General features: G+C 72.3%; 18 protein-coding genes and 1 pseudogene. 2 read left to right on the forward strand and 17 right to left on the reverse strand.

Translation table 11 applies throughout. The features are described 5' to 3' along the window. Window positions 1–111: 111 nt before the first annotated feature. The 9 genes and pseudogenes from ACZ4MF_RS13710 to ACZ4MF_RS13750 form a co-directional block, all read right to left on the reverse strand. Window positions 112–1,347: pseudogene (locus ACZ4MF_RS13710) on the reverse strand (MFS transporter); the annotation flags it as partial. Next, complete coding sequence (locus ACZ4MF_RS13715; RefSeq protein WP_467492198.1) at window positions 1,305–1,808, reverse strand: GNAT family N-acetyltransferase; 504 nt, start codon at window positions 1,806–1,808, stop codon at window positions 1,305–1,307. The pseudogene ACZ4MF_RS13710 and the gene ACZ4MF_RS13715, both read right to left, overlap by 43 nt. A 1-nt stretch (window position 1,809) precedes the next feature. After that, on the reverse strand, window positions 1,810–3,003 hold the full coding sequence (locus ACZ4MF_RS13720) for a type III PLP-dependent enzyme (protein WP_467492199.1): 1,194 nt from the start codon (window positions 3,001–3,003) through the stop codon (window positions 1,810–1,812). After that, window positions 3,000–4,289 carry a DUF6271 family protein gene (locus ACZ4MF_RS13725; protein WP_467492200.1) on the reverse strand — a complete coding sequence of 430 codons (1,290 nt, stop codon included), beginning with the start codon at window positions 4,287–4,289 and terminating at the stop codon, window positions 3,000–3,002. Before ACZ4MF_RS13725 ends, ACZ4MF_RS13720 begins: the two co-directional genes overlap by 4 nt. Next, window positions 4,286–5,320 (reverse strand): phytanoyl-CoA dioxygenase family protein, encoded by a 1,035-nt coding sequence (locus tag ACZ4MF_RS13730; RefSeq protein ID WP_467492201.1) that lies wholly within the window; start codon window positions 5,318–5,320, stop codon window positions 4,286–4,288. Before ACZ4MF_RS13730 ends, ACZ4MF_RS13725 begins: the two co-directional genes overlap by 4 nt. A gap of 120 nt (window positions 5,321–5,440) precedes the next feature. After that, on the reverse strand, window positions 5,441–6,928 hold the full coding sequence (locus tag ACZ4MF_RS13735) for a glycoside hydrolase family 3 protein (protein ID WP_467492202.1): 1,488 nt from the start codon (window positions 6,926–6,928) through the stop codon (window positions 5,441–5,443). A gap of 8 nt (window positions 6,929–6,936) precedes the next feature. Continuing rightward, window positions 6,937–7,767 (reverse strand): carbohydrate ABC transporter permease, encoded by an 831-nt coding sequence (locus tag ACZ4MF_RS13740; protein WP_467492203.1) that lies wholly within the window; start codon window positions 7,765–7,767, stop codon window positions 6,937–6,939. Further along, complete coding sequence (locus ACZ4MF_RS13745; protein ID WP_467492204.1) at window positions 7,764–8,762, reverse strand: carbohydrate ABC transporter permease; 999 nt, start codon at window positions 8,760–8,762, stop codon at window positions 7,764–7,766. Before ACZ4MF_RS13745 ends, ACZ4MF_RS13740 begins: the two co-directional genes overlap by 4 nt. 82 nt (window positions 8,763–8,844) lie before the next feature. Next, entirely contained in the window at window positions 8,845–10,122 is a 1,278-nt protein-coding gene (locus ACZ4MF_RS13750) for an extracellular solute-binding protein (RefSeq protein WP_467492205.1), read from the reverse strand. A gap of 313 nt (window positions 10,123–10,435) precedes the next feature. Here ACZ4MF_RS13750 and ACZ4MF_RS13755 point away from each other — a divergent pair, with 313 nt between their 5' ends. After that, window positions 10,436–11,224, forward strand: a complete 789-nt coding sequence (locus ACZ4MF_RS13755) for a GntR family transcriptional regulator (RefSeq protein ID WP_467492206.1) — start codon at window positions 10,436–10,438, stop codon at window positions 11,222–11,224. Between the two features lie 23 nt (window positions 11,225–11,247). Here the strand turns inward: ACZ4MF_RS13755 and ACZ4MF_RS13760 are convergent, their stop codons facing one another. From ACZ4MF_RS13760 to ACZ4MF_RS13770, 3 genes are all read right to left on the reverse strand, one after another. Continuing rightward, window positions 11,248–12,816: an MmgE/PrpD family protein gene (locus tag ACZ4MF_RS13760; protein WP_467492207.1), complete on the reverse strand. Its 1,569-nt coding sequence runs from the start codon at window positions 12,814–12,816 to the stop codon at window positions 11,248–11,250. 93 nt (window positions 12,817–12,909) lie between these two features. Then, window positions 12,910–13,278: a nuclear transport factor 2 family protein gene (locus ACZ4MF_RS13765; protein WP_467492208.1), complete on the reverse strand. Its 369-nt coding sequence runs from the start codon at window positions 13,276–13,278 to the stop codon at window positions 12,910–12,912. A gap of 49 nt (window positions 13,279–13,327) precedes the next feature. Continuing rightward, on the reverse strand, window positions 13,328–14,290 hold the full coding sequence (locus tag ACZ4MF_RS13770) for a diacylglycerol/lipid kinase family protein (protein ID WP_467492209.1): 963 nt from the start codon (window positions 14,288–14,290) through the stop codon (window positions 13,328–13,330). 229 nt (window positions 14,291–14,519) lie between these two features. Here ACZ4MF_RS13770 and ACZ4MF_RS13775 point away from each other — a divergent pair, with 229 nt between their 5' ends. After that, complete coding sequence (locus tag ACZ4MF_RS13775) at window positions 14,520–15,407, forward strand: maleylpyruvate isomerase N-terminal domain-containing protein (RefSeq protein ID WP_467492210.1); 888 nt, start codon at window positions 14,520–14,522, stop codon at window positions 15,405–15,407. 83 nt (window positions 15,408–15,490) lie between these two features. On the opposite strand, the gene ACZ4MF_RS13780 is transcribed toward ACZ4MF_RS13775, so the two are convergent. From ACZ4MF_RS13780 to ACZ4MF_RS13800, 5 genes are all read right to left on the reverse strand, one after another. Further along, window positions 15,491–16,672, reverse strand: coding sequence for a cytochrome P450 (locus ACZ4MF_RS13780; protein ID WP_467492211.1), 1,182 nt, complete (start codon window positions 16,670–16,672; stop codon window positions 15,491–15,493). 143 nt (window positions 16,673–16,815) lie between these two features. Then, window positions 16,816–18,285 (reverse strand): MFS transporter, encoded by a 1,470-nt coding sequence (locus tag ACZ4MF_RS13785; RefSeq protein ID WP_467492212.1) that lies wholly within the window; start codon window positions 18,283–18,285, stop codon window positions 16,816–16,818. A gap of 169 nt (window positions 18,286–18,454) precedes the next feature. Then, on the reverse strand, window positions 18,455–19,222 hold the full coding sequence (locus ACZ4MF_RS13790; RefSeq protein WP_467492305.1) for a thioesterase II family protein: 768 nt from the start codon (window positions 19,220–19,222) through the stop codon (window positions 18,455–18,457). 29 nt (window positions 19,223–19,251) lie between these two features. After that, on the reverse strand, window positions 19,252–20,244 hold the full coding sequence (locus tag ACZ4MF_RS13795) for an LLM class flavin-dependent oxidoreductase (RefSeq protein ID WP_467492213.1): 993 nt from the start codon (window positions 20,242–20,244) through the stop codon (window positions 19,252–19,254). Further along, window positions 20,241–21,842 carry a long-chain-fatty-acid--CoA ligase gene (locus tag ACZ4MF_RS13800; protein ID WP_467492214.1) on the reverse strand — a complete coding sequence of 534 codons (1,602 nt, stop codon included), beginning with the start codon at window positions 21,840–21,842 and terminating at the stop codon, window positions 20,241–20,243. Before ACZ4MF_RS13800 ends, ACZ4MF_RS13795 begins: the two co-directional genes overlap by 4 nt. Window positions 21,843–21,857 lie beyond the last annotated feature (15 nt).

Here is a 21,857-nt window from a genome sequence, read left to right on the forward strand (position 1 = left end):
CTCTGCTCCGACCAGCACGATCGGTCCGAGTGCGAGCGTAAACGGCCACGCCGGTCCCCGCGGGGAACGCCACACCAGCGGGATGCCCTCTCCGGACACCCCCCGCAGCCGCTACGGCACCGCGACCGGCGGCAGGTTCTCTCCCTCCCCCGGGGCGGGTTCCCGGGTGCGCCAGGGGATGCGGAACGCCGTCAGGGTGACGGTGAGCGCGGAGGCGGCGACCACCGCCATGCCCAGGGTCAGGTTCGTCGCGCTCGCGACGAAGCCGATCAGGGCGGGCCCGGCCAGCAGGCCCGTGGTGCCCATCGCGGCGACCAGGGCCAGCGCGTCCGAGCCGTGGCCGGCGGCGGCGACGTAGACGCACGGGGTGACGGCGGCGGCGCCGAGGCCGACGCAGGCGAAGCCGAGGAGGGTGGGGACCACTCCCCCGGCCGCCAGGGCGACGGCCAGGCCGGCGGCGGCGACGGCGCTCCCGGCCCGGACCACCCGGCCGTCGCCCCAGCGGGTGCGCCAGCGGTCCGCGCACGCCCGGGCCAGCAGCATCATCACGGAGACGACCGCGATGCCCAGGGGCGCGACCGTCGCGGACGCCCTGACGACGTCCTTCAGATAGAGGGTCGACCAGTCGTTCATGGCGCCCTCGGCGATCGTGCCGAAGGCCATCGCGCAGCCCATGAGGAGCGTGGTCGCCGAGGGCAGGGTCCAACGGCCTTTCTTTTTCGGCTCGTTGGGCGTCACCGGGTCCGTGTCGCGCAGCAGGGCGGGGCGGGCGACGGCGAGCAGGAGCAGCAACAGGGCACCGGCGAGGGCGAAATGGGCCGGGACGGACGCCGTCAGTGTGGTCACGCCCGAGGCCAGCAGGGCGGCGGCGAGCAGGCCCGCGCTGAAGGTGGCGTGCAGCTGGGACATCGCGGTGCGTCCGTACGTCTTCTCCAGCGCCGCGCCCTGGGCGTTCATGGCGACGTTGAGGCAGCCGACCAGGACCCCGTCCGCGCAGACGGCGAGCAGGGCCAGAGGGTAGTCCGGTACGGCCGACAGCACGGCCAGGACGGCGATCAGGCACGCGGCCGAGGCGAGCGACAGGCGCCGGGAGCCGAGGCGTCGCATCAGGGCGGCGACCAGCGGGAAGGACGCCGCCGCCCCGGCCCCGCAGGCCATCAGCAGCAGGCCCACCTCCCCGGCGCCGAGGTCCAGGCGGGTCTTCAGCGCGGGCAGGCGCGAGACCCAGGTGCCGTACTGGAAGCCGAGGAAGCAGAAGAGCGCGGCGATGGACCACTTGGCGCGCGGGAAGGAGGGGGTCGTCATCAGCTCGCCTCCCGCGGTGCGGTCAGCCGGGCCGACATGTAGACCGCGCCGCTGCCGTAGCCGGCGGGCGGGCTCGCCTCGGGGTGGGGGCGGTAGCCGTTGGACCGCCAGAAGGGCTCCTTGCCGTCGACCGCGATCAGCGACATGGTCGCGAAGCCGCGGGCCCGGGCCACGTCCGTCAGGTGGCGGACGAGGCGCGTGCCAAGCCCTCGTCGGCGCTGGGGTGTCGCGATGACGATGTCGTGCAGATGGAGGTTGGCGGAACAGGCGACCGTGTCCTCGGGGCGCCTCAGGTCGGGGCAGCGGAATCTCGGGTACGGCAGGGCCAGGACGTAGCCCGTGACCCGGCCGCCCCGGTCCAGGACGAGGCAGGTGCCGGCGGCGGCCCGGGACCGCAGCGCGGCCTCGCCCTCGGTGAGCGAGGTGCCCGCGTACGCCTCGGCCTCCAGGGCCGCCACCTGGGGCCAGTCGGCGTCGGTGACCTCCCGTATGAGGTCTCGCATGTCAGTCGTGTCCTTCCTGGCCGCGGACGCAGACACAGGGCAGCGGGCGGATGCCGTTGAAGCCCTGGGTCATGTAGCTGGTGGCGTAGGCGCCGGCGGACAGGATCCAGACCGGGTCGCCGGAGGTGAGGGAGGCGGGGACGCGCACCGGGTGGCGGCCGTCGCCGTAGGCGTCGTCGCTGTCGCAGGTGGGCCCGGCGACGACCGCGTGGACGTGCTCCCGCTCGTCCGGGTGGCCGGGGAAGACCATCCGGTGTGTCAACTGGTCCATCTCGTAGAGGCCGTTGAACTTGCCGCAGCTCAGATAGAGCCAGTAGGCGTCCGTGCCGTCCGGCTGCCGGCGGCGGGTCAGCCGGGAGACATGGGCGCGGACGGCGCCGTGGTCGGCGACCAGGTGGCGGCCCGGCTCCAGGACGAAGGCGAGCGGGGCGGGGGTGAGGCCCCGCAGGCGGTCCATGCCCTCGCGGAGCACGGTGAGGATCTTGTCGAGGGGCGGGTCGAGGGGGTTGCCGTGGCGGTCCTGGTAGCCGAGCGCGGGCAGGCCGCCGCCGAGGTTGACGTGGTCGGGTACGATCCCGCGCCCGGCCAGGGCGGCCATGGTCCCGGCGAGGGTGTCGAGGGCCTGCTGCCAGGCCTCGCAGGTCATCTGCTGGGAGCCGACGTGCACGGACAGGCCGGCCGGGGCGAGTCCGGCCGCGCGGGCCGTCTCCAGCACGCGGACGGCGTCGTCGGGGGCGCAGCCGAACTTGCGGCTCAGGCCCCACAGGGCGCCCTCACCGCTGGTGGCGAGGCGGCAGAACACCCGGGCACCGGGGGCGTGCCGGGCGATGGCCCGGACGTCCTCGACGCTGTCGGTGGCGAACGTGCGGACACCCAGGCGGTGGGCCTCGGCGATGTCGTGGTCGGACTTGACGGTGTTGCCGTAGTGGATGCGGGCGGGGGTGACGCCGGTGCGCAGCGCCTGCCCGATCTCGGCAGGGCTTGCGGCGTCGAAGCCGGCGCCGCGTTCCGCGAGGGCCCGCAGGACCTCGTCCTCAGGGCACGCCTTCAGGGCGAAGCGGATGCGGGCGTCCGGCAGCTCTCCTGCCAGGACGTCGTATTGGCGCTCGATGCCGGTGAGGTCGTAGACGATGCGGTCGCTGTCGGCGCCGGCGAGCGAGGTGGTGAGAGCGTCGCTCGGGTGCGGGGCGTTCATGGAGTGGCTGCCTTGATCAGGGCCGGCCAGGCCTCGATCAGGTGGGCGAAGGACTCGATGTCCGCCTCGGCCTCGCCCAGCAACCGGTCGCGTTCGTCGGCGAGTCGGTCGGCGAATCCGGCATAGCGGCCGCCGAGTTTCCGGTACGCCGTGTCCACCCTGTCCAGGCGCCAGATGTTCTCCGCGCGGTCCAGTCCGGTGCTCGCGCGCAGGAACTCCACGATCCGGTCGGGGCGTACACGGTGGCCGGTGTCCAGCAGGGTGTCGCCCGCGTCGGTCATGCGGTCGTAGACGTCGTGGAAGTACAGCATGGAGAGCAGGAACTTGACGAAGCGGCGCTGGTAGGCCGGGAAGCCGGTGTCGGTGCGGCGCTCGGGGGTGTGGAAGTTCTCGATGTGGCGGTTGTGCAGGATGCCGGGCAGGCCGGCGTCGTGGACGAGGTGGAGGAGGAAGTAGTCGCTGCCGATGGTGTCGGTGGCGGGGGGCAGCGGGACGCGTTCGTAGATGTCCCGGTCGAAGGCGACGTTGCACATGTCGACGCGCATCGGGTCGACCACGGTGAGGGTGGAGAGGTCGGCGGTGAAGGGGATCGTGCCCGCGCCCGTGAAGGACTCCTCGACCAGGGCCTTCTTGCGTTCCTCGGGCCAGCCGCCGGGTGCCCACAGGCTCACCACGTCGTGGTAGACGCCCTCGTCCGTGCGGCGTATCTCCGCGATGTCGACGGAGAGTTCGCCGATGAAGGAGGCTCCGGCGAGGGAGACAGGGCGGGACAAACGGTCCGGGGTGAGGGTGGTGCGGGTGACCGTGGCGGTGGCCTCCTGGGCGGGCCGGCCCAGGAACGGCAGCTCGTGGTGGACAGGGAACACCGGTCGTCCGGCGTGGTGTTGGTAGGCGCTGTCGGAGTCCCTGCGGTGCAGCGAGGTGCAGCCGAGGGCGGCGGCGAGCAGGAAGGCGCGGTCGGTGCAGGCGCCGTAGGAGACGGCGGGCGGGAGCAGCAGGCCGAGCAGCCGGTCGGGGTCGGGCAGGTCCGCGCGTTCGATCGTCCGGAGCAGGAAGACCCGCTGGGCGTCCTCGTCGAGGTGGTGGACGGTGACGCCGGCCGTCCGGGGCAGTCCGGCGACGACCCGGGTGTGTGCGGCACGGGTGTGCTCGTCGGAGGAGTCGAGGATCAGCACCTGGACGTCGGCGTCGAAACGCTCGGCCGCGTAGCCGGCTTCCTGGTGGAGGGCGGCGATGGTGGCGGGGCAGGGGCGGTTCGTGGGCAGGCAGAGGCAGACGCGGTTCACGGTGCCTCTTCCGCCGGGGTGGTCCAGGAGTCCAGGCCGAGGAGTCTTCTGCCCAGGGGGTCGAGGGTGGCGGGGCCGTAGCGGTGGGCCTCGGGGGTGCGGGCGTCGCCGAGGAGGGTGGCGTTCCAGTCGGGGGTCGCGAGGGTGCGCCAGGAGGCGACGCGGGAGTCGCGCAGGGCGGTGTGCTCCTCCAGGGCGGGCATCATCGACAGGTACTGGACGGCTCGGACACCGTTGTCAGAGCGGTTCGGTGCGACGCCGTGCGCCAGCAGCCCGTTGAAGATCAGCAGGTCACCGGCCTGGAGGTCGGGGCGGATCACCGGGAACCCGGCTCGGTCGGTGCCGGGGCGGACGGGGTCGCGGCCCGGTGGCTGGGCGAGGCGCCACTCCTCGAAGCGGCGGAAGAGCTCCGGGGCGCACTGGAAGCCGCCGAGTTCGGGCCGTGTGTCGTTGAGGGCGATGATGCCCTGGACGCGCTGGGGCAGTACGGCGACGGTGGTGTCGACGTCCCAGTGCAGCTCGATGTCGAAGCCCTCGTCGGTGGGCTCGATCAGGGAGCGGGAACGGGTGCGGACGTTGGGCGGGTTGAGGTTGAGCCGGTCGAGGGTGACCCACAGCTCCTCGCAGTCCCAGACGTCCGCGAAGGCGTCGTGGACCCGACGGCTCTGGCGGCTGTCCCAGAGGAGCTGGTGGTGGTACGCCTCGACGAAGCCGTAGATGAACAGGTGCCGGTCGAGTTCGGAGCGGAACTCCGGCTCCTCGTACCAGGACTCGGGGTCGTCGGGGTCCAGGCCCTGGAACTGCCAGGCGAAGTCGAGGAGTTGTGCGGCCTCGCCGGGGGTGATGGCCTCGCGGACGACGACGTAGCCGTACGTCTGCCAGAAGGCGAAGTCGTCTTCCGAGAGCACCCGCAGGGGCTGGGACTTCTTCAGGTCGCGCAGGGGGGTCGGGGCGAGGTAGGTCTCGCCGTCGGCGCTGAAGTAGGGGCGCGGGGAGGCGGCGCGATGGAGGAAGGGGTAGGGCGTCTGCATGCGATTCCTCTGGAAAACAAGGTCGAACAAGTGCGAGCACGTGCGGTTGAGATCCGGGAGAAGAGCACGATCGAGCGGGCCGCCCGCGCAGGTGCGGGCGGCCGGCGGTGGCCGCTTCGGTCAGCCGGCGACGACGGCCTCGGCCGCCGCCACGCCGCAGACGCGGGCGGCGCCGTAGGTGGCGATGTGCAGGGCGCCGCGCGGGGCGGCCTGGGGCAGGCCCATCTCCACGACGATCGTGTCGGGGCGGGCGGCGAGCAGGGTGTCGAGGGCGGCGGCCATCCAGGGGTGCCGGTGTTCGTCGCGGACGACGGCGACGACGCGGCGGCCGCCGGCGGCAGCGAGGACCTGCGCGGCGGCGTCGTCGCCGGTGCAGGAGCCGGTGGTGGTGCCGGGCAGCAGGCGGCGCAGTTCGGTCGCCGGGCCCCAGGGGGTCTGGTCGCCGACGGCGATGTTGCGGGCGGGCTCGAACTGGGCGACGTGCACCGGGGTGTCGAGCGGTGCGACGGCGCCGGTGCGGGTCACGCGCAGCGCGCGGCGGGCGGCGATCAGGCCGATCGCGGGGTCGGGTGCGGTGCCCGGTCCGGCCGTGCGGGCCTCGGCGGTCCAGCGGGCGAGGTCACGTACCCGGGCGGCGGCGTCGGCGAGCCGTTCCTCGGGCAGTTCGCCGGAGCGCACGGCGGCCACGAGCGCGTCCCGCAGGCCGAGGACGGTGCCCTCGTCGCACAGGCCGCCGCCGACACAGATGGCGTCGGCGCCGGCCGCGATGGCGAGGACCGCGCCGTGCTCCAGGCCGTAGGTGCCGGAGATCGCGCGCATCTCCATGCCGTCGGTGACGATCAGGCCCCGGTAGCCGAGTTCGTCGCGCAGCAGGTCGGTGAGGACGCGCGAGGAGAGGGTGCCCGGCCGGTCGGGGTCGAGGGCCGGGACGAGGATGTGCGCGCTCATGATCGCGCGGGTGCCGGCGGCGATGGCCGCGCGGAACGGGGGCAGTTCGCGGGCGTACAGGGTCTCGGCGTCGACGTCGATGCGGGGTACGGCGTGGTGGGAGTCGACGTTGGTGTCGCCGTGGCCGGGGAAGTGCTTGGTGCAGGCGGCGACGCCGGTGGACTGCAGGCCCTCGACCCAGGCGGCGGTGTGCCGGGCGACCAGGCCGGTGCTCGCGCCGAAGGAGCGCACGCCGATGACGGGGTTGTCGGCGTTGGCGTTGACGTCGGCGGACGGCGCCCAGTCGAAGTTGACGCCGCAGGCGGCGAGGCGCCGGCCGAGCTCGCGGGAGACGGCCCGGGTGAGGTCGGGGTCGTCGACGGCGCCGAGGGCGTGGTTGCCGGGGAAGGAGGAGCCGGTGCGCACGTCGAGGCGGGTGACGTCGCCGCTCTCCTCGTCGATGGCGACGAGCAGGTCGTCCCGTTCGGCGCGCAGTTGCCCGGTGAGCGCGGTGACCTGTTCCTCGGTGACGACGTTGCGGCCGAACAGGGCGACGGAGGCGAGGCCCTCACCGAGGCGGCGGCGCACCCAGTCGGGTGCGGTGGTGCCGTCGAACCCCGGCTGGAGGACGGCGAGGGCGTCCCGGGTGAGGGTGTCAGGGCCGGTGGCGAGTGTGGTCATCGGCGGGGTCATCCCTTCACGGCGCCGTCGGTCAGACCGCTGACAGCCTTGCGTTGCAGGAAGATGAAGAGGATCAGGATGGGCAGCGCGAACAGGGACGAGGCGGCCATGGTGGCGCCCCAGTCGTCGCCGAAGGCGGTCTGGAACTGCGACAGCCACAGCGGCAGGGTCTGCTTGTCGTTGGCCTTGTTGAGGATCAGGACGAGCGGGAACTCGTTCCAGGCGGTGATGAAGCCGAACAGCGAGGTCGCCATCAGACCGGGCGCGAGCAGCGGGAAGATGACCTTGACGAAGGCCTGGGTGCGGGTGCAGCCGTCGACCATCGCGGACTCCTCCAGCTCCTTCGGCACGGCGGCGACGTAGCCGCGCAGCGTCAGGACGGTCAGGGGCAGCACCATGACGGCGTAGAAGGCGGTCAGCGGGACGAGGCTGTCCAGCATGTCGGCGTCGCGGACGATCATGTAGATGGCGATGATCATGACCTCCCAGGGGGCCATCTGCGCCAGCATGAACGTCACGATGAAGGCGCGCCGGCCCTTGAACCGCAGCCGGGCGAGGGCGAAGGCGGCGAACAGGGCGATGACGAGGGAGATCAGCACCGAACAGACGGTCACCGTCACGGAGTTGCCGACCAGCGTCCAGAAGTTGTCCGCGTCGACGGCCTTCTGGAAGTGGCTGAAGGTGAGGTGCGTCGGGAACCACACGGGGTTCTCGGAGATGATGTCGCCGGTCGGTTTGAAGGCCGTGGCGAACATCCAGTAGACGGGGAACACGAGGCCGGCGAAGAGGACGACGGCCGTCGCGTTGGGCCAGATGCGGCCGAAGAGCGAGCGCTTCACAGCTCGTCCTCCTCTTGCTTGAGGACCATGCGCAGGTAGTACGAGGTCATGACGAGCAGCACCAGGATGGTCAGGAACGAGATGGCCGCGCCGACGCCGAAGTGCTGGTTGCCGACGCCCTGGACGAAGGCGTAGATCGGCAGGGTCTCGGTGAGGTGGTCCGGGCCGCCCTCGTTGATCGCGAAGATCTGCGGGAACGCCTTGAAGATCCAGATGACTTCCAGGAAGGTCGTCGAGTACAGGAAGGGCTTCAGGAACGGGAAGGTCACCGAGGTGAAGCTCTTCCAGGCGCCGGCGCCGTCCAGGGCGGCGGCCTCGTACAGCTCCCTGGGGATCGTGGTGGTGGCGGCGTAGAGGTTGATCGCCACGAAGGGGATCGACTCCCAGACCAGCAGCAGGATGACCACGGAGAAGGTGGAGGTCTGGGTGCCGAACCAGTTGTAGTCGGCCATGGAGTGCCAACCCAGCTTGTCCAGGACCCAGTTGACGACGCCGAAGCGCTGGGCGAACAGCCACTGGTAGACGGTGGTGGCCGCGATGACCGGCATGGCCCAGGCGAGGACGAGGCCGATCATGAGCAGCAGCCGCATCTTCCTGCCGAGGCGGGCGAGCAGCAGCCCGATCAGGGTGCCGAGCACCATGATCAGGGCGACGTTGATCGCGGTGAAGACGATGGAGCGCTCGACGACGTGCCAGAAGTCCGAACCCGTCAGGACCTCTTTGTAGTTGTCGGTCCCGTTCCACTCGGTGAGGTGCTGGATGAGCTGGCGCGGGTTGAGGTTCTGGAACGACAGCATGCCGTTCTTCACCAGGGGCCAGCCGAGCAGGACCAGGGTGGCCAGCAGCGCCGGCAGCAGGAGCAGATAGGGGGCGGCGGCGCCGCGGCGGGACGGGGACCGGGAGCCGCGGTCCTCACCCGTCGGCGGCCCCGCCGTCCGGGCCTTGCGGACAGCGGGCTCCCCGGCCGTGTCCGTGCCTTCGGTCTGCACTGACATGAGTTGTCATCTCTTCCGTGGCCGAACCGGCCGTACGAACGACTGCGCCGGGGGCGCCGGGTGCGGGCGCCCCCGGGACTGCTCAGTTCTGCTGGGCCAGGCGCTTGTCGATCTCGGACTCGACGTCCTTGGCGGCCGCCGCGGGGTCCTTGCCGTTCAGGACCGAGGTCATGTACGACTTGATCGGGTTCGGGGTGTTCTCCACCGCGGCCCACTCGGGGATGAGCGGGGTGGTGCCACCGCCGGCCGCGGCGGGGGCGGCGGCCTCGGCGGCGGGGTTGCCCTTGACGTTGCCCTCCAGGGACGCCTTGTTCGGCACGATGCCGCTGAGCTTGGCCAGTTCGCCCTCGTACTGGTCGGACAGGGCGACCTTCAGGAACTCCTTGGCCAGGGACTGGTGCTTGCTGTTCTGGGCGACGGCCAGGTTGGAGCCGCCGAGGAAGACGCCCTCGGGCTTGTCGGCACCGGCTCCGGGGATGGTGAAGTAGCCGAGGTCCTTCTCGATGGCCTTGTTGGCCTGGATGGCGGTGGCGGCCTCCCAGCCCATGCCGATGAACGCGCCGGTCTTGCCCTTGGCGAAGACCTGGGCCTGCTGCGGGGTCGCCTCGTCCTTGTCCTTGGGGGCCTTGGAGTAGGAGGCGTACTTCTTGTAGAGCTCCATGGCCGCGGCGACCTTGGGGTCGGCGAGGTTGGAGACGTACTTGCCGCCCTGCTTGGTGACCAGCTCGCCGCCCTGGCCGATGATGAGGCCGTCGAGGAAGTACCAGTTCTGGCCGGGCAGGTAGAGGGGCTCGGCGTCGGTCTTCTTGCCGATGGCCTCCAGGTCCTTGAAGAACTCGTCGCGGGTCTTCGGGGTGGTGGTGATGCCCGCCTTGGCCCAGATCGCCTTGTTGTAGATGACGACGCGGTTGGCGAAGTACCAGGGGGCGGCGTACTGCTTGCCTTCGTAGACGGAGGACTGCGAGACCGACGGCGTCCAGTCGGCGCCTATCTCCTTCTTGACGTCGGCGAGGTCGGCGAGGCCGCCGGTGGCCGCGTAGGCGGGGGTCTGGGTGTTGCCGACCTCCAGGACGTCCGGCGGGGTGTTCTCGGAGAGGGCGGTGGTGATCTTCTGCTGGATCCCGTCCCACTTCTGGATCTGGAAGTTCACCTTGGCGCCGGTCTGCTTCTCGAAGGCGGCCTGTACGTCCTTGGTCCACTGCGGCGGCGCCGAGCCGTCCATGGTCCAGACGGTCAGCGTCTGACCCTTCCAGCTGCTCGGTCCCGCGTCCTTGGAGTCGTCCTTGCTGTTCCCGCCACACGCCGCAACGGAGACCATCATGCCCGCGATCGTGATCGCGGCAGCGAGCTTGCGCTTCACGCCACCCTCCTCAGGGATGCCACTTGCCCCCCACGCCCTCGGCGGTGATCTGCGTACGACGCTGGTGCACACAGGGCTCGGGACCTGGCCACTAATGGTGTAGACCAGTACGGTGGAGCTTGGCCTAGACCTTTCGGGGTGTCAAGGGTGGTCCCGGAAGCCGATTCCGGCCGTTACGAGAACGTCACCGGAGGGCGTCCGTCCGCATCCGCCCCCTTCGTCCCGGCCCTCCGTGACACCGGACCGTTGGACTAGACCATAAGGCAGTCGACCGCTATAACGGGAGACCGTCGACACAGCCGGGAAGGCAGGCATGACCACCGACGTCAGCAGCGCCCAGTCGTACGAAGGGGCGCCCGGCCGCACCGCGCGCGTGCCGAAGTACTACCGGATCAAGCAGCAACTCCTCGCCATGACCGAGGCGTTGCAGCCCGGCTCGGCCATGCCCGCGGAACGGCTGCTGGCCGTCCGGTTCGACACCTCACGCACCACGATCCGGCAGGCGCTCACGGAACTCGTGGGCGAGGGCCGCCTCGACCGGATCCAGGGCAAGGGCACGTTCGTCGCCCAGCCCAAGCTGTACCGCACGCTCCGGCTGACCTCGCACACCGAGGACATGCGCGCCCAGGGACTCACCCCGGCCTCACGGATGCTGGACATCGGGGAGATCCCGGCGGACGAACAACTGGCGGGGCTGCTCGGCATCGGGCTCGGCGAGCGGGTGCTGCGCATCGAGCGGCTGCGGCTGGCGAGCGGCGCCCCGATGGCGATCGAGACGACCCATCTGTCCGCCCGGCGCTTCCCCGGACTGCGCCGCACGCTCGCGGACCGGCCCTCGCTCTACACGGCGCTCACCGAGGTGTACGGCGTCCATCTCGCCGAGGCCGACGAGACCATCGAGACCTCGCTGTCCACCCCGCGCGAGGCGCAGTTGCTCGCCACGGACGTGGGGCTGCCGATGCTGCTGCTGTCCCGGCATTCCCGGGACGCGCAGGGCACCCCGGTGGAGTGGGTGCGCTCGGTGTACCGGGGGTCGCGGTACAAGTTCGTCGCCGCGCTGAGCCGTCCGGCGGGGGAGACGGCGGTTCGACGGCGTCCCTGAGGGGCCTGCCGAACCGCCGGCCGTCAGTCCAGGAACGCCGTCTCGATCCAGCGGCGTACCGCGCGCGGGCGCATGCGGTGCAGGCGGTCCACGGTGTCGGCGACCTCCTGGGCGCCGCCCACCGACAGGAACTTCTCGCGCACCAGGTCGGAGTGGGCCGCCCGGGTCTCGGGGCCCGCCGCGCCGATCGGGATCAGCCGGGTGCGCGAGAGCGTACGGCCGTCCGTCAGCCGTACGGTGACCCGGGCGCCGGTCGCCTTGGTGGAGCGGGAGAAGTCCCGGCCGTCGGCCTCCAACGCGCCCACCAGATCGACCAGTTCGTCCCCGCCGAAGTTGCGCAGCCAGGGCACGGCCAGCTCGCCGGCCTCGCGCACCGCCTCGCCGAACGGCGCGTCGGACAGGAAGAGTTCGCGGGTCATGTCGGTGTCGTGGCGCAGCTGGATCCGCTTGGCCAGCGCCCAGCGGTCGGGGTCGTCGAGGTGCGGCGAGGAGAAGTCGTCCACACCGAACCCGCCGGTGAGCAGCGTGGTCGCGACGGGGTACGGCACGTCGAGGACCAGCGCGCCCAGCGGGGAGCCGGGGCCGGTGACGTAGCGGGCGGCCCGCTCCCCCGCGAACAGGGTGTACAGGGAGGCCTCGACGACGACCTCGGCCACGTCCTGCGGCCGCAGTGCGCCGAGTTCCCTGTGGATCTCGGCCGCGCAGTCCACGGCGGCGTCGATGCCGGGGCCGCCCGGGTGCATCTTGAACGAGAGGGTGTCCGTGTGCCAGCGGCGGCCGAGCCCCTTGGCCACGGCCTGCGGCAACGGCACGGTCGCGAACCGGGCGAGGAAGCCGTCGCTGTGCTCGATGATGTCGGGCGCCCCGCGCAGCCCCGCGTACGCGGCGTCGCAGGCGTCCATCGCGGTGCGCACCGGGGTGAAGGTGTTGAACAGCCGGGCGTCGCTGGCGAGGAAGGCGCGCATCAGCGGCCAGTTGGGCATCGCGAAGGCCAGTCCGAAGGCGTTCTCGAAGTGCGTCGCCGGTGCCCGGTCGCAGTGCAGCCGTCCGGCGACCGCCCCGGCGAGGTGGGTGTGCACGGCGCTCTGGCCGCGCAGCGGACCGAGGGTCGCGGAGGCGGTGATCCGGGCCGCGCACTCGTTGGCCGCGACCACCGCGGTCAGCAGCGACAGCCCGTCCAGCCGACGGGCGTAGGCGAAGGCGAGCGGCACGGCGACCGTGGAGTTCGACAGGTGCCCGGCGTACGCGGTGTCGTCCAGGTTGAGCCAGGAGCCGAGCGCGGCGAACACCCCGGCCGCCTGGCGCGGATCGCGCTGCATGGGGTGCCCGAAGGCGGCCACCAGCCGTCTGCCGAGCGGGTGTTGCAGACCCGCGCGGATGGAGGCGACCTGGGAGAGCACCTGGCTCGCGGCCAGTTTCAGCACCCGGCACGGGATGTCGCTCGGGCGCAGCGTCGCGGCCCAGTGCGACAGTTCGCGCAGCGGGGTGTCGGCGGGGGCGCGGCGGCGGCCGACCCGGGACGGGGTGCCGTACGGCTCGCCCCAGTCGGCGCACAGCGCCCGGGCGACGCTCTCCGCGAGGACGGCGGTCATGGCGGATACACCTTCCGTGCGTCGAGGGGGACACGGCTGCGGGAGCACCGACGGTCCCGGTGCTCCCGCAGGGTCGGACGTGCGTGGGCGGTGTTACGCGGCCGGGACCTTGTCGAGGAAGCCGTAGACACCCTTGATCCGGCCGGCGTCGTCGGTCACGAGGACGTCGAAGCCGATGGCGATCGGCTCGGCGCCCGGCTCGGTCACCAGGCCCCACTGGAAGCGGGCCTGGTTGTGGTGGGCGTCGACGGTGCCGTGCAGTTCGAAGGCGAGGCCCTGGAACTGCTCGCGGGCACCGGCCACCACGGCCCCGAAGCCCTCGTGGCCCTCGACCGCGGCGAGCGGGTCGATGTACGGGGCGTCGGCGGTGAACAGCTCGGCGATGGCCGCGGCGCGCTTGTCGGCGTCCGCCTCGTTCCAGATGTCGAGGTAGCGGGTGACGGTGGTGGTCAGGTCGCTCATGCGGGCGATCTCCTTCGTGGTGTACAACTTCGGTTCTCGGACAGGTGGTTCAGGGGGTGGCCGGCGCCCACACCGGGAGGGCTCCGGGGAGCACCTCGAAGGTGGCCGCGCTGCCGATGCCGGGCTGGTACTCGCCGTCGTGCTCCAGCGGGAGGCGGCGGCCGTCGGTGCGCTCGACGGTGATCGTGCGCCCGCGGGCGTAGACGGTCGCCGGATGGTTCATGTGGGCGGCGTTCAGGGTCAGTTCGGGCACCTGGTCCGCCGGGACGCCGCCGCCGATGACACAGACGTCCAGCAGTCCGTCGTCCAGCAGCGAGTCGGGCAGCACCAGGAACCGGCCGCCGCGGTAGCGGCCCCCGCCGACGTTGGCGAGGACCGTGGGGCCCTCGTGCACCACCCGGCCGTCGACCGTCACCCGGCCCGGGTACGGCGGGTATCCGGCGGCCGTGTCGGCATAGGCGCGGGCGTAGCGCTCCCGGCCCCTCAGCGGCAGCTGCCTGGCGGTGAGCAGCGCGTCGGCGATCACGCCCGAACAGGCGCCGAGGTACACGTAGTTGCGGGTCTCGGCGAGGCGGGCCAGGTCGAGGCGGCGCAGCCGGACGCTGCCGCCGACGCCGGTGTCGGTCAGGATCGCCTTCAGCGACTCGCTCCAGGGCCGCTCGCCCCACAGCATCTTGTAGCCGGAGTTGCCGGTGCCGCCGGGCACGACCGCGAGGGCGGCGTGCGTGGCGGTGGGCACGAGTCCCTGTACGGCCTCGCGGACGGTGCCGTCCCCGCCGATGACGACGATCAGATCGGGCGCGCCCGGGGCGGCGGCGGCCGGCCGCCCCAGGGCCCGGCGCACGGCGGCCGTGGCATCGCCCGGTCCGGTGGTGAGGTGCACCTCGGTGTGCTCCAGGCAGGAGGCGCACAACTGGCGTACCTCCTCGACCAGTTCGGGCGAGTGGCTGCCGGAGGCGGGGTTGCCCAGGACGAGTGCCCGGGTGGGGGCCGGGGCTGCGGTCTCTGCCATGTCGGGCGTGCTCCTTCCCGTCGGACGCACCGGCGGTGGACCGGCCATCCATGACTCTGCCAAGCGCGGCTGATCCGGCGCTGACGCGCGGCTGACACCGCTCCGGGCGGCACCGGTCGCGTCAGTGTCCGGTCAGGTCCGGGGTCTCGAATGGACGAATCGGTGCGTTGGCGGCAACTCTCGCCTCGGCGCACCGACTTCCGCATACACCGCGAAAGGAGTGATGCCCATGACCGCGCCGACCCGTCCGGCGGCCCTGCCTCCCGGCAGGTACACCGCCGAACTGCGCCGTGAGGCGGCCCGGTTCGCCGGGGCCGCCCGGGCGATACCGCTGTCCGAGCCCGTCCCGGCCTGCCCGGGGTGGACGCTGGGCGACCTGGTCCGGCATGTGCGCCAGGGCCACGACTGGGCCACCACGATCCTGGCCACGCGCAGCACCGAGTTCATCCTGCCCGGCGGCGACCTGTCCGGGTCCGGCTCCCCCGACGAGGACAGGAGCTGGACCGAGCGGGTGGCCGAGCTCGGTGCCCGGGGAGGGGCCCAGGAGAGCCGGCTCGCCGACCCGGAGCTGCGCGCACGGTTCGTCGTCGAGGGCGCGGACCGGCTCGTCGAGGCGATCGACGGGGTGGGCCCCGAGGTGCCGGTGTGGGCCCCGCACGGCAGGCAGAACAAGGAGTTCTGGCCGCGCTGGGCGGTGTTCGAGACGGCCGTGCACCGGGCCGACGTGTACGGCATGGCCGGTCTGCCGTTCACACCGGCCGCGGAGGTCGCGCTGGACTGCGTGGACTTCTGTCTGGCCGCCTTCGGGGTGCCCGAGGCGAGGCCGTTCCTGTCGCCGCTGTTCGCCGAGGTGCCCCGCGGCGGACAGACGCTGTGCTTCCGCTCGACGCGGGAGTCGGTGTACGGCCCGTCGAGCTGGCTGGTCACCTGCGCCGCGGGGGGCGTCGAGGTGACCCGGGAGATCCCGGCCGGCACACGGGCGGACGCCACCGTGGTCGCCGCGCCCGCGGACCTGCTGCTGGTGGTCAAGGGGCGGCTGCGGCCGGGGAGCCCGCGCGTGACGGTCCGGGGCGACCGCGAGCTGCTGGACTTCTGGCTGAGCCACGCCGTCTCCTGAGCCCCGGTCACCGGTACGGCGAAGGACCCGGGTCCGCCGAGCTCTCCCTCGGCGGACCCGGGTCCTTCGGCGTCGGCGGCCCGTCACCAGGTGACGGGCAGTTCCTCCAGGCCGTAGACGATCGTGTTCTCGCGGAAGCGGACCTCCTCGGGCGGCACGGCCAGGCGCAGCGTGGGGAAGCGGGCGAAGAGGGCGCTCAGGCACACCTCCAGCTCCATCCGGGCCAGCGAGGCACCGGGGCACAGGTGCGCGCCGAAGCCGAAGGCGAGGTGGCCCGAGGCGTTGCGGCGGATGTCGACGCGGCCGGCGCCGGGGTAGACGGACTCGTCGTGGTTGGCGGCGGGGATCGCGACGATCACACCGTCCCCCTTGCGGATCGTGGCCCCGTTCAGCTCGACGTCGTCCACGGCCGCGCGGACCTGGTTGTCCTGCGAGATGGACCAGTAGCGCAGCAGCTCCTCGACCGCCGGCCGGTACAGGGCGGGATCGGCGCGGAGTTCGGCCAGTTGGGCCGGGTCGCGCAGCAGGCTCAGGACGCTGAGGCTGATCTGGTGGGCGGTGGTCTCGTGCCCGGCAACGAGGAAGAAGCGGGCCATCGCGACGAGGTCCGCGTGCGTCAGCTCGCCGGCCGCCACGTACCGCGTGGCCAGCCGGCTGATCAGGTCGTCGCGCGGCTCGGCGGTGCGCTGCGCGGCCAGGCGGTCCAGGAACCGCGTCATCTCGGCGAAGGCGGCGTACGTCTCCTCGGGGCCGGCCTCCTGGGAGAGGATGACCTGGCTCTGCTCGGTGAAGTCCGCCTCGTCCTGCTCCGGGACGCCGAGCATCCGGGCGATCACCAGCGAGGGCAGCCGGAGCGCGAAACTCCGTACCAGGTCGACCGGGTTGGGGCCCTGTTCGATCTCGTCCAGCAGCCGCGCGACGAGCAGTTCGACCTCGGGGCGCAGGGCGCGGGTGCGGCGGGCGGTGAACTCGGTCAGCGCCATCCGGCGCAGCCGGCCGTGCTCGGGGTCGTCCATGCGGCTGAAGGACATGACGCCGGGCTCGGGCGGCAGCTGGATCCGGATGGGGAAGCCGGGCTGCTGGTCGTCGGAGCTGAACCGGTGGTCGCCCAGCACCTGGCGGACGTCCGCGTGCCGGGTCACCAGCCAGGCCTCGCCACCGCGGATCCGCACGCGCAGCGGGGGTCGTTCTCTCAGCTCCGCGTAGGCGTCGGGCGGTGTGTAGGGGCAGGAGCGGGGCATGGGCCAGGCGGGGAGTTCTGACATGGAGTCCTCCGGCGGTGTGGCAGGAACGGCGATGTTTCGGCCATGTTGACGAAGGGAGCTGACCGGATTCTGATGTACGGCTGACGGGCACGCGGAGTGGTGTCCGCGTGCCCGTCGGGTGTGGCCGGCGCTGTTCGCCCGGCTCAGGAGGCCTTCGCCCGGCCGGGCAGCAGCTGGACCAGGGCGGCCACCACCGCGCAGATCCCGGCCTGCACCAGCAGGCTCGTGCCGAAGGCGTGGGCGTAGGGGTGGGCGCCGGTGCCGTGGCCGACGACGCCGAAGAAGACGACGCCGATCACCGCGATGCCGATGGCGTTGCCCATCTCCTGTGCGGTGGAGAACACCCCGGAGGCGGCGGCCGCGTGGTGCGGGGCCACGCCTTCCAGGACCAGGGAGGCGAGCGGGGCGATGACGAAGCCCATGCCGAAGCCGGCGACCACCATGGCCGGAATGCACCAGACCACGGAACCGCTGCCGTCCAGCTCCCACGCGGTCACGGCGAGGGCCACGTTGCCGACCGCCTGGATCAGCGCGCCGATGGTCAGCACCTGCTTGCCGAGCCTGGCCGCGACCTTCGGCGACTGCGCGGAGCCGATGAAGAAGCCGAGGCCGAGCGGGATGAACAGCAGCCCGGAGCGGAGCGCGGACAGCCCGCGGCCCTCCTGGAGGTAGAGCGCGAGGACCAGGAAGAAGGAGGCCATCGCGGCGAAGAACACCAGCAGGGAGACCACGCCCACGCCGAACGCCCGGTCCTCGAACAGGCTCGGGTGGACCAGCGGCGACTTGTCGCGGGCGGCCTTGCGACGCTGGGTCCACCAGAACGCGGCCAGCAGCGGCACCGCCGCGATCAGGCACTCCCAGGTCCAGGTCGGCCAGCCCTGCTCGCGGCCCTGGACCAGCGGCAGCACGATGGCGGTGAGGCCGGCGGTCACCAGGATCACGCCGGTCCAGTCGAGGCCGGTGCGGCCCTCGGCCCGGGACTCGGGCACCGTCTTCGGGGTGAGCAGCAGGACGACGGCGCCGATCGGGGCGTTGATCAGGAAGATGGTCCGCCAGTCCCAGCCGAAGATGTCGGCCTTGATCAGCAGACCGCCGATCAGCTGACCGAACACGGCCGAGGCGCCCATCGTGATGCCGTAGGCGTTGAACGCGGCGACCCGGGCCTTGCCCGTGTAGGCCGTGGTCAGGATGCCGAGCACCTGCGGGATGACGAGGGCCGCCGCGGCGCCCTGCACCGCGCGCGCCACGATCAGCTCGGCCATGTTCGGGGCGATGCCGCAGACCAGCGAGGACAGCGTGAACAGGGCCAGGCCGATCGAGAACACCTTGCGGCGGCCGTAGAGGTCGCCGAGCCGGCCGCCGGTGATGAGCATGGCGGACAGGCCGATGTTGAAGGTCGCGGCGACCAGCTGGATCTCGGCGCTGGTCGCGTGCATGTCGCGTTGGAGCGAGGGGATGGCGACGTTGACGATGAAGAAGTCGACGTTGGCGATGAAGAGGCCGGCCAGCACCACCAGGAGTGCACCCCAGGCGGGCTTGCCTCCACCCTCCTCGATGTCCGGTGGCGGGGCGGCCGAGGCCGCGCTGCCGGTCAGTTCCGCTTCGGTGGTCATGGACGACCCTCCTAGGTCGTTTCTGTGCTGGTGGGGGGCGTGCCGGCGGGTCTCCGCGCGGCGTGCCGGGGCACGGGACGGCACTCGGTGCGACAGTCCTTCCGAGCACTGTCCCGCGCCCCGCTGACACGGCGCTGACGCGGACCTCGGCACCCGGTGGCCGCGGCGGTCAGCCCACCGGTCCGGCGGTCAGCCGCTGGAGCCGGTGCGCGAAGTGCGCGGTGACGGCCTGGGCGTGGGTGTCGATGTAGAAGTGGCCGCCCTCGTACTCGTTGTGCCCGAGGTACCGGGGGGTGCGGCCGGCCCAGTGGGACATGGCGTCCGGGGCCTCCTGGAGCGGGTCGCTGCGCCCGCCGTAGGAGGCGAGCGGGCAGCTGACGCCGGCGCCGTCGTCGTCGTAGTCCCCGGCGACCCTGAGATCGGCGCGCAGTGCGGGCACGACCAGGGCGAGCATCTCGGGGTTGTCGTAGACCTCGGCCGGGAAGGAGCCCAACTTCTTGATCCACTCGATGAGTTCGGGCTCCGGCATGCGGCTCTGCTCCTCGGTCGGCTTGAAGAAGCCGACGGGCGACCAGCCGGACATGCCGACCATGACGGGGGCCGGGCCGCCCTCCTCCTGCATGCGGATCGCCAGCCGGAACGCCAGCTGGGCGCCGAGGCAGTGCCCGAAGAAGGCGAACGGCCGCTCGTCCAGGTCGTTCAGCACCGCCTCGTGCAGGGCGTCCAGCAGGGGCCAGAAGTTCTCGTACGTCTGCTCCTCGCGGCGATTGTGCCGGCCGGGCAGGGTGACGGCCTGTGCGGCGATGTCCGGCGGGAGCAGGCGTTCCCAGTCGCGGTAGATGATGGCGCCGCTGCCCGCGTGGGGCAGCAGGAACAGCCGGATCGAGGCGTCGGGCGAGGGCTCCACGGGGTGGAACCAGTGGCCCTCGCTGGACATCTGGCTGCCCGGGGCGGCGGTGGCGGTGGTCACGGCTGCGTACTCCCAACGGTGGTGGACGGGCCGAGGGCGCGCAGCGCGGGCAGCAGCACCTCGGCGATCTCCTTCAACTGCGGCTCCGGATCGAGGGATCCGATCCGTACGACCAGGTGCCGGGCGCCGGCCCGGACGTAGCCGCCGAGCCATGCGGCGCACTTCTCGGCGCTGCCCCAGGCGTAGGCCTGGATGGTGCGCATCTGCTCCAGGGAGCGGCCGTAGTAGTGGCTGATGTAGTGCTCCAGTTCGGCCCGGGCGGTGCGCTCGTCGCTGTTCACGGTGACCGTGGCGTACAGCGCGGGCGTGACGGTGCGGCCGGCCTCCGCGGCGATCTCCGAGAGCCGGTGGCGGGCGCGGGCGTAGGCGTCGACGTCGGGCAGGAACGGCAGCCAGCCGTCGTAGCGGGCGGCGGCGCGGGCGAGGACCTTGGGGGTGTCGCTGCCGGCCAGCCAGAGCGGCGGCCCGCCGGGGACGGCCGGTGCGGGCAGCCGGTCCAGGTGCTCGGCCTGCCAGAACCTGCCCTGGAACTCGCTGGGTTCGCCCTCCTCGCCGGACCGCCAGGCCGCGCGCCACAGCGCGGTGATCTCGTCGAGGCGCCCGACCCGGCCCTGGAAGGAGGCGCCGACGGAGGCGAACTCCTCCTCGGTCTCGGCCATCGGGAAGCCCGAACCGAGGCCCAGGATCAGCCTGTTCGCGGCGACGTGGCTCAGGCTCGCGACCAGGTTGGCGCCGATGAGGGGGTGGCGCAGGGCGGGGGTGAGGGCGGCCGTGCCGACGGTGATGTGCCGGGTGGCGGCGGCCGCGGCCGAGAGGACGACCAGGGGGTCCAGCCGGGGGCGGGCGGTCAGGGAGTCCCCGGCCCACAGGGAGTCGAAGCCGAGCGCTTCCGCGGTCCTGGCGAAGTCGAGCAGAGGGGCCGCGGCGTAGGTGCCGTTGATGGCCTGCTCCCGGGTGGGCAGGAGGATGCCGATGCTCAGTGCGGTCACAGTGTGCTCCCCAGGGGGTGCCGGGCCGGTGCCGTCAGCCGGTCGCGCACCGCGCGGCGCAGGATCTTGCCCGACGGGTTGCGCGGCAGGGCGTCCACGACGTGGTAGGTGCCCGGGATCTTGTAGTCGGCGATGCGGCCCCGCAGGGACAGCAGGAGTTCGCGGGGGGTGGCGCTCGTGCCGGGCCGCAGGACGACGGCCGCGTGGACGCTCTCGCCCCAGCGGTCGTCGGGCAGGCCGACCACGGCCGCCTCGGCGACCGCCGGGTGCGCGGCGAGGGCCTTCTCGACCTCGGCCGGGTAGATGTTCTGTCCGGCGACGATGATCGTGTCGTTGATGCGGTCGCACAGGTGGAGGTGGCCGTCCTCGTCGAGGTAGCCGGCGTCGCCCATGTGCAGCCACTCCCCCACCAGGGTGCGGGCGGTGGCCTCGGGCAGGTTCCAGTAGCCGAGCATCCGGGAGGGTGTGCGGACGCAGATCTGGCCGATGGCGCCGGGCGGCAGGGTGTCGCCGTCGGGGCCGACGACCTTGATCTCGGTGCCGGGGCAGGGCAGGCCCACCGAGGTGAGTCTGGTGCTGCCCGGGTGATGGGCCGCCGGCGGCAGGCACACGGCCACGCTGCCGGTCTCGGTGCTGGCGTAGATCTGGGCGAACTCGCAGTCGTAGGTGGCCAGGCACTGTTTGAGCAGGGTCTCGGACATCGGCGCGGCGCCGTAGGCGATCTTGCGCAGTGAGCTGAACGCCTCGGGTCCGGCACCCCGTTCGGCCGCCATCGCCTGGAGCATCGCGGGCGCGGCGAAGGTGGTCGTCACGCGGTGCTCGCGGATGAGGCGGACCGCTTCCTGCGGGTCGAACTGCGGCATGATCACGCTGGTGCCGCCTGCGTTGAAGGTGTGCAGGAACCAGCCGATGCCGGCGACCCCGAAGCCCGGCAGCGAGATCAGGGCGACGTCCTCGGGCAGCCAGTCGATCCAGTCGACGCCCGCGGCGCGGCTCGCGTGCGGCAGGGTGAAGAAGCTGCGGTGGGCGAGGACGGCGCCCTTGGGCAGGCCGGTGGTACCGCTCGTGTAGATCTGGACGACGGCGTCGTCCGGGCCGGTGCCGGGCGCGAGGTCGGTCTCGGGCTGGTCGGCCGCCCAGGCCGACAGGCCGGCGCCGCGCGCGGGTTCGCCGTAGGGGTCGGTGCCGTCGACGCGGATCACCTTGCGCAGTCCGCGCAGTTGGTGGCGGACTTCTGCGACGGTGTCCCAGAACTCGTCGTCCACGAAGATCAGCGCGGCCCGCGAGTCGCGCAGGATGTGGTCGACCTCGTGCGGGGTGAGCCGCCAGTTGACCGGGACCAGGACGGCACCCGCCTTGGCGCAGGCGATCATCACGAGGTAGTAGTTCGCGGACTCGCGGCCCAGGTAGGCGACCCGGTCGCCGCGCCGGATCCCGCTGGTGCGCAGGGCGTGGGCGGCGCGGTTGCTGTCGCGGTGGAACTTGTCGTAGGTGGTGACCCGGCCCTCGCAGACGATCGCGGGGTGCTCCGGTCGGCTTCCGGCGTGGGCCCGGGAGGAGTGGTGGAGCGTCCAGCGCTCCCTGGGTATGTCGGTCATGGTGGTGGTGTCCCG

This window comes from Streptomyces sp. NPDC025793 (assembly GCF_055558375.1).

What these genes read in the sequence shown, in the direction of transcription:
- ACZ4MF_RS13715 (WP_467492198.1), bottom strand. Translation starts at nt 1,808, where the DNA reads ATGCGAGACCTCATACGGGAGGTCACCGACGCCGACTGGCCCCAGGTG.
- ACZ4MF_RS13720 (WP_467492199.1), bottom strand. Translation starts at nt 3,003, where the DNA reads ATGAACGCCCCGCACCCGAGCGACGCTCTCACCACCTCGCTCGCCGGC.
- ACZ4MF_RS13730 (WP_467492201.1), bottom strand. Translation starts at nt 5,320, where the DNA reads ATGCAGACGCCCTACCCCTTCCTCCATCGCGCCGCCTCCCCGCGCCCC.
- ACZ4MF_RS13735 (WP_467492202.1), bottom strand. Translation starts at nt 6,928, where the DNA reads ATGACCACACTCGCCACCGGCCCTGACACCCTCACCCGGGACGCCCTC.
- ACZ4MF_RS13745 (WP_467492204.1), bottom strand. Translation starts at nt 8,762, where the DNA reads ATGTCAGTGCAGACCGAAGGCACGGACACGGCCGGGGAGCCCGCTGTC.
- ACZ4MF_RS13755 (WP_467492206.1), top strand. Translation starts at nt 10,436, where the DNA reads ATGACCACCGACGTCAGCAGCGCCCAGTCGTACGAAGGGGCGCCCGGC.
- ACZ4MF_RS13760 (WP_467492207.1), bottom strand. Translation starts at nt 12,816, where the DNA reads ATGACCGCCGTCCTCGCGGAGAGCGTCGCCCGGGCGCTGTGCGCCGAC.
- ACZ4MF_RS13765 (WP_467492208.1), bottom strand. Translation starts at nt 13,278, where the DNA reads ATGAGCGACCTGACCACCACCGTCACCCGCTACCTCGACATCTGGAAC.
- ACZ4MF_RS13770 (WP_467492209.1), bottom strand. Translation starts at nt 14,290, where the DNA reads ATGGCAGAGACCGCAGCCCCGGCCCCCACCCGGGCACTCGTCCTGGGC.
- ACZ4MF_RS13775 (WP_467492210.1), top strand. Translation starts at nt 14,520, where the DNA reads ATGACCGCGCCGACCCGTCCGGCGGCCCTGCCTCCCGGCAGGTACACC.
- ACZ4MF_RS13780 (WP_467492211.1), bottom strand. Translation starts at nt 16,672, where the DNA reads ATGTCAGAACTCCCCGCCTGGCCCATGCCCCGCTCCTGCCCCTACACA.
- ACZ4MF_RS13785 (WP_467492212.1), bottom strand. Translation starts at nt 18,285, where the DNA reads ATGACCACCGAAGCGGAACTGACCGGCAGCGCGGCCTCGGCCGCCCCG.
- ACZ4MF_RS13790 (WP_467492305.1), bottom strand. Translation starts at nt 19,222, where the DNA reads ATGTCCAGCGAGGGCCACTGGTTCCACCCCGTGGAGCCCTCGCCCGAC.
- ACZ4MF_RS13800 (WP_467492214.1), bottom strand. Translation starts at nt 21,842, where the DNA reads ATGACCGACATACCCAGGGAGCGCTGGACGCTCCACCACTCCTCCCGG.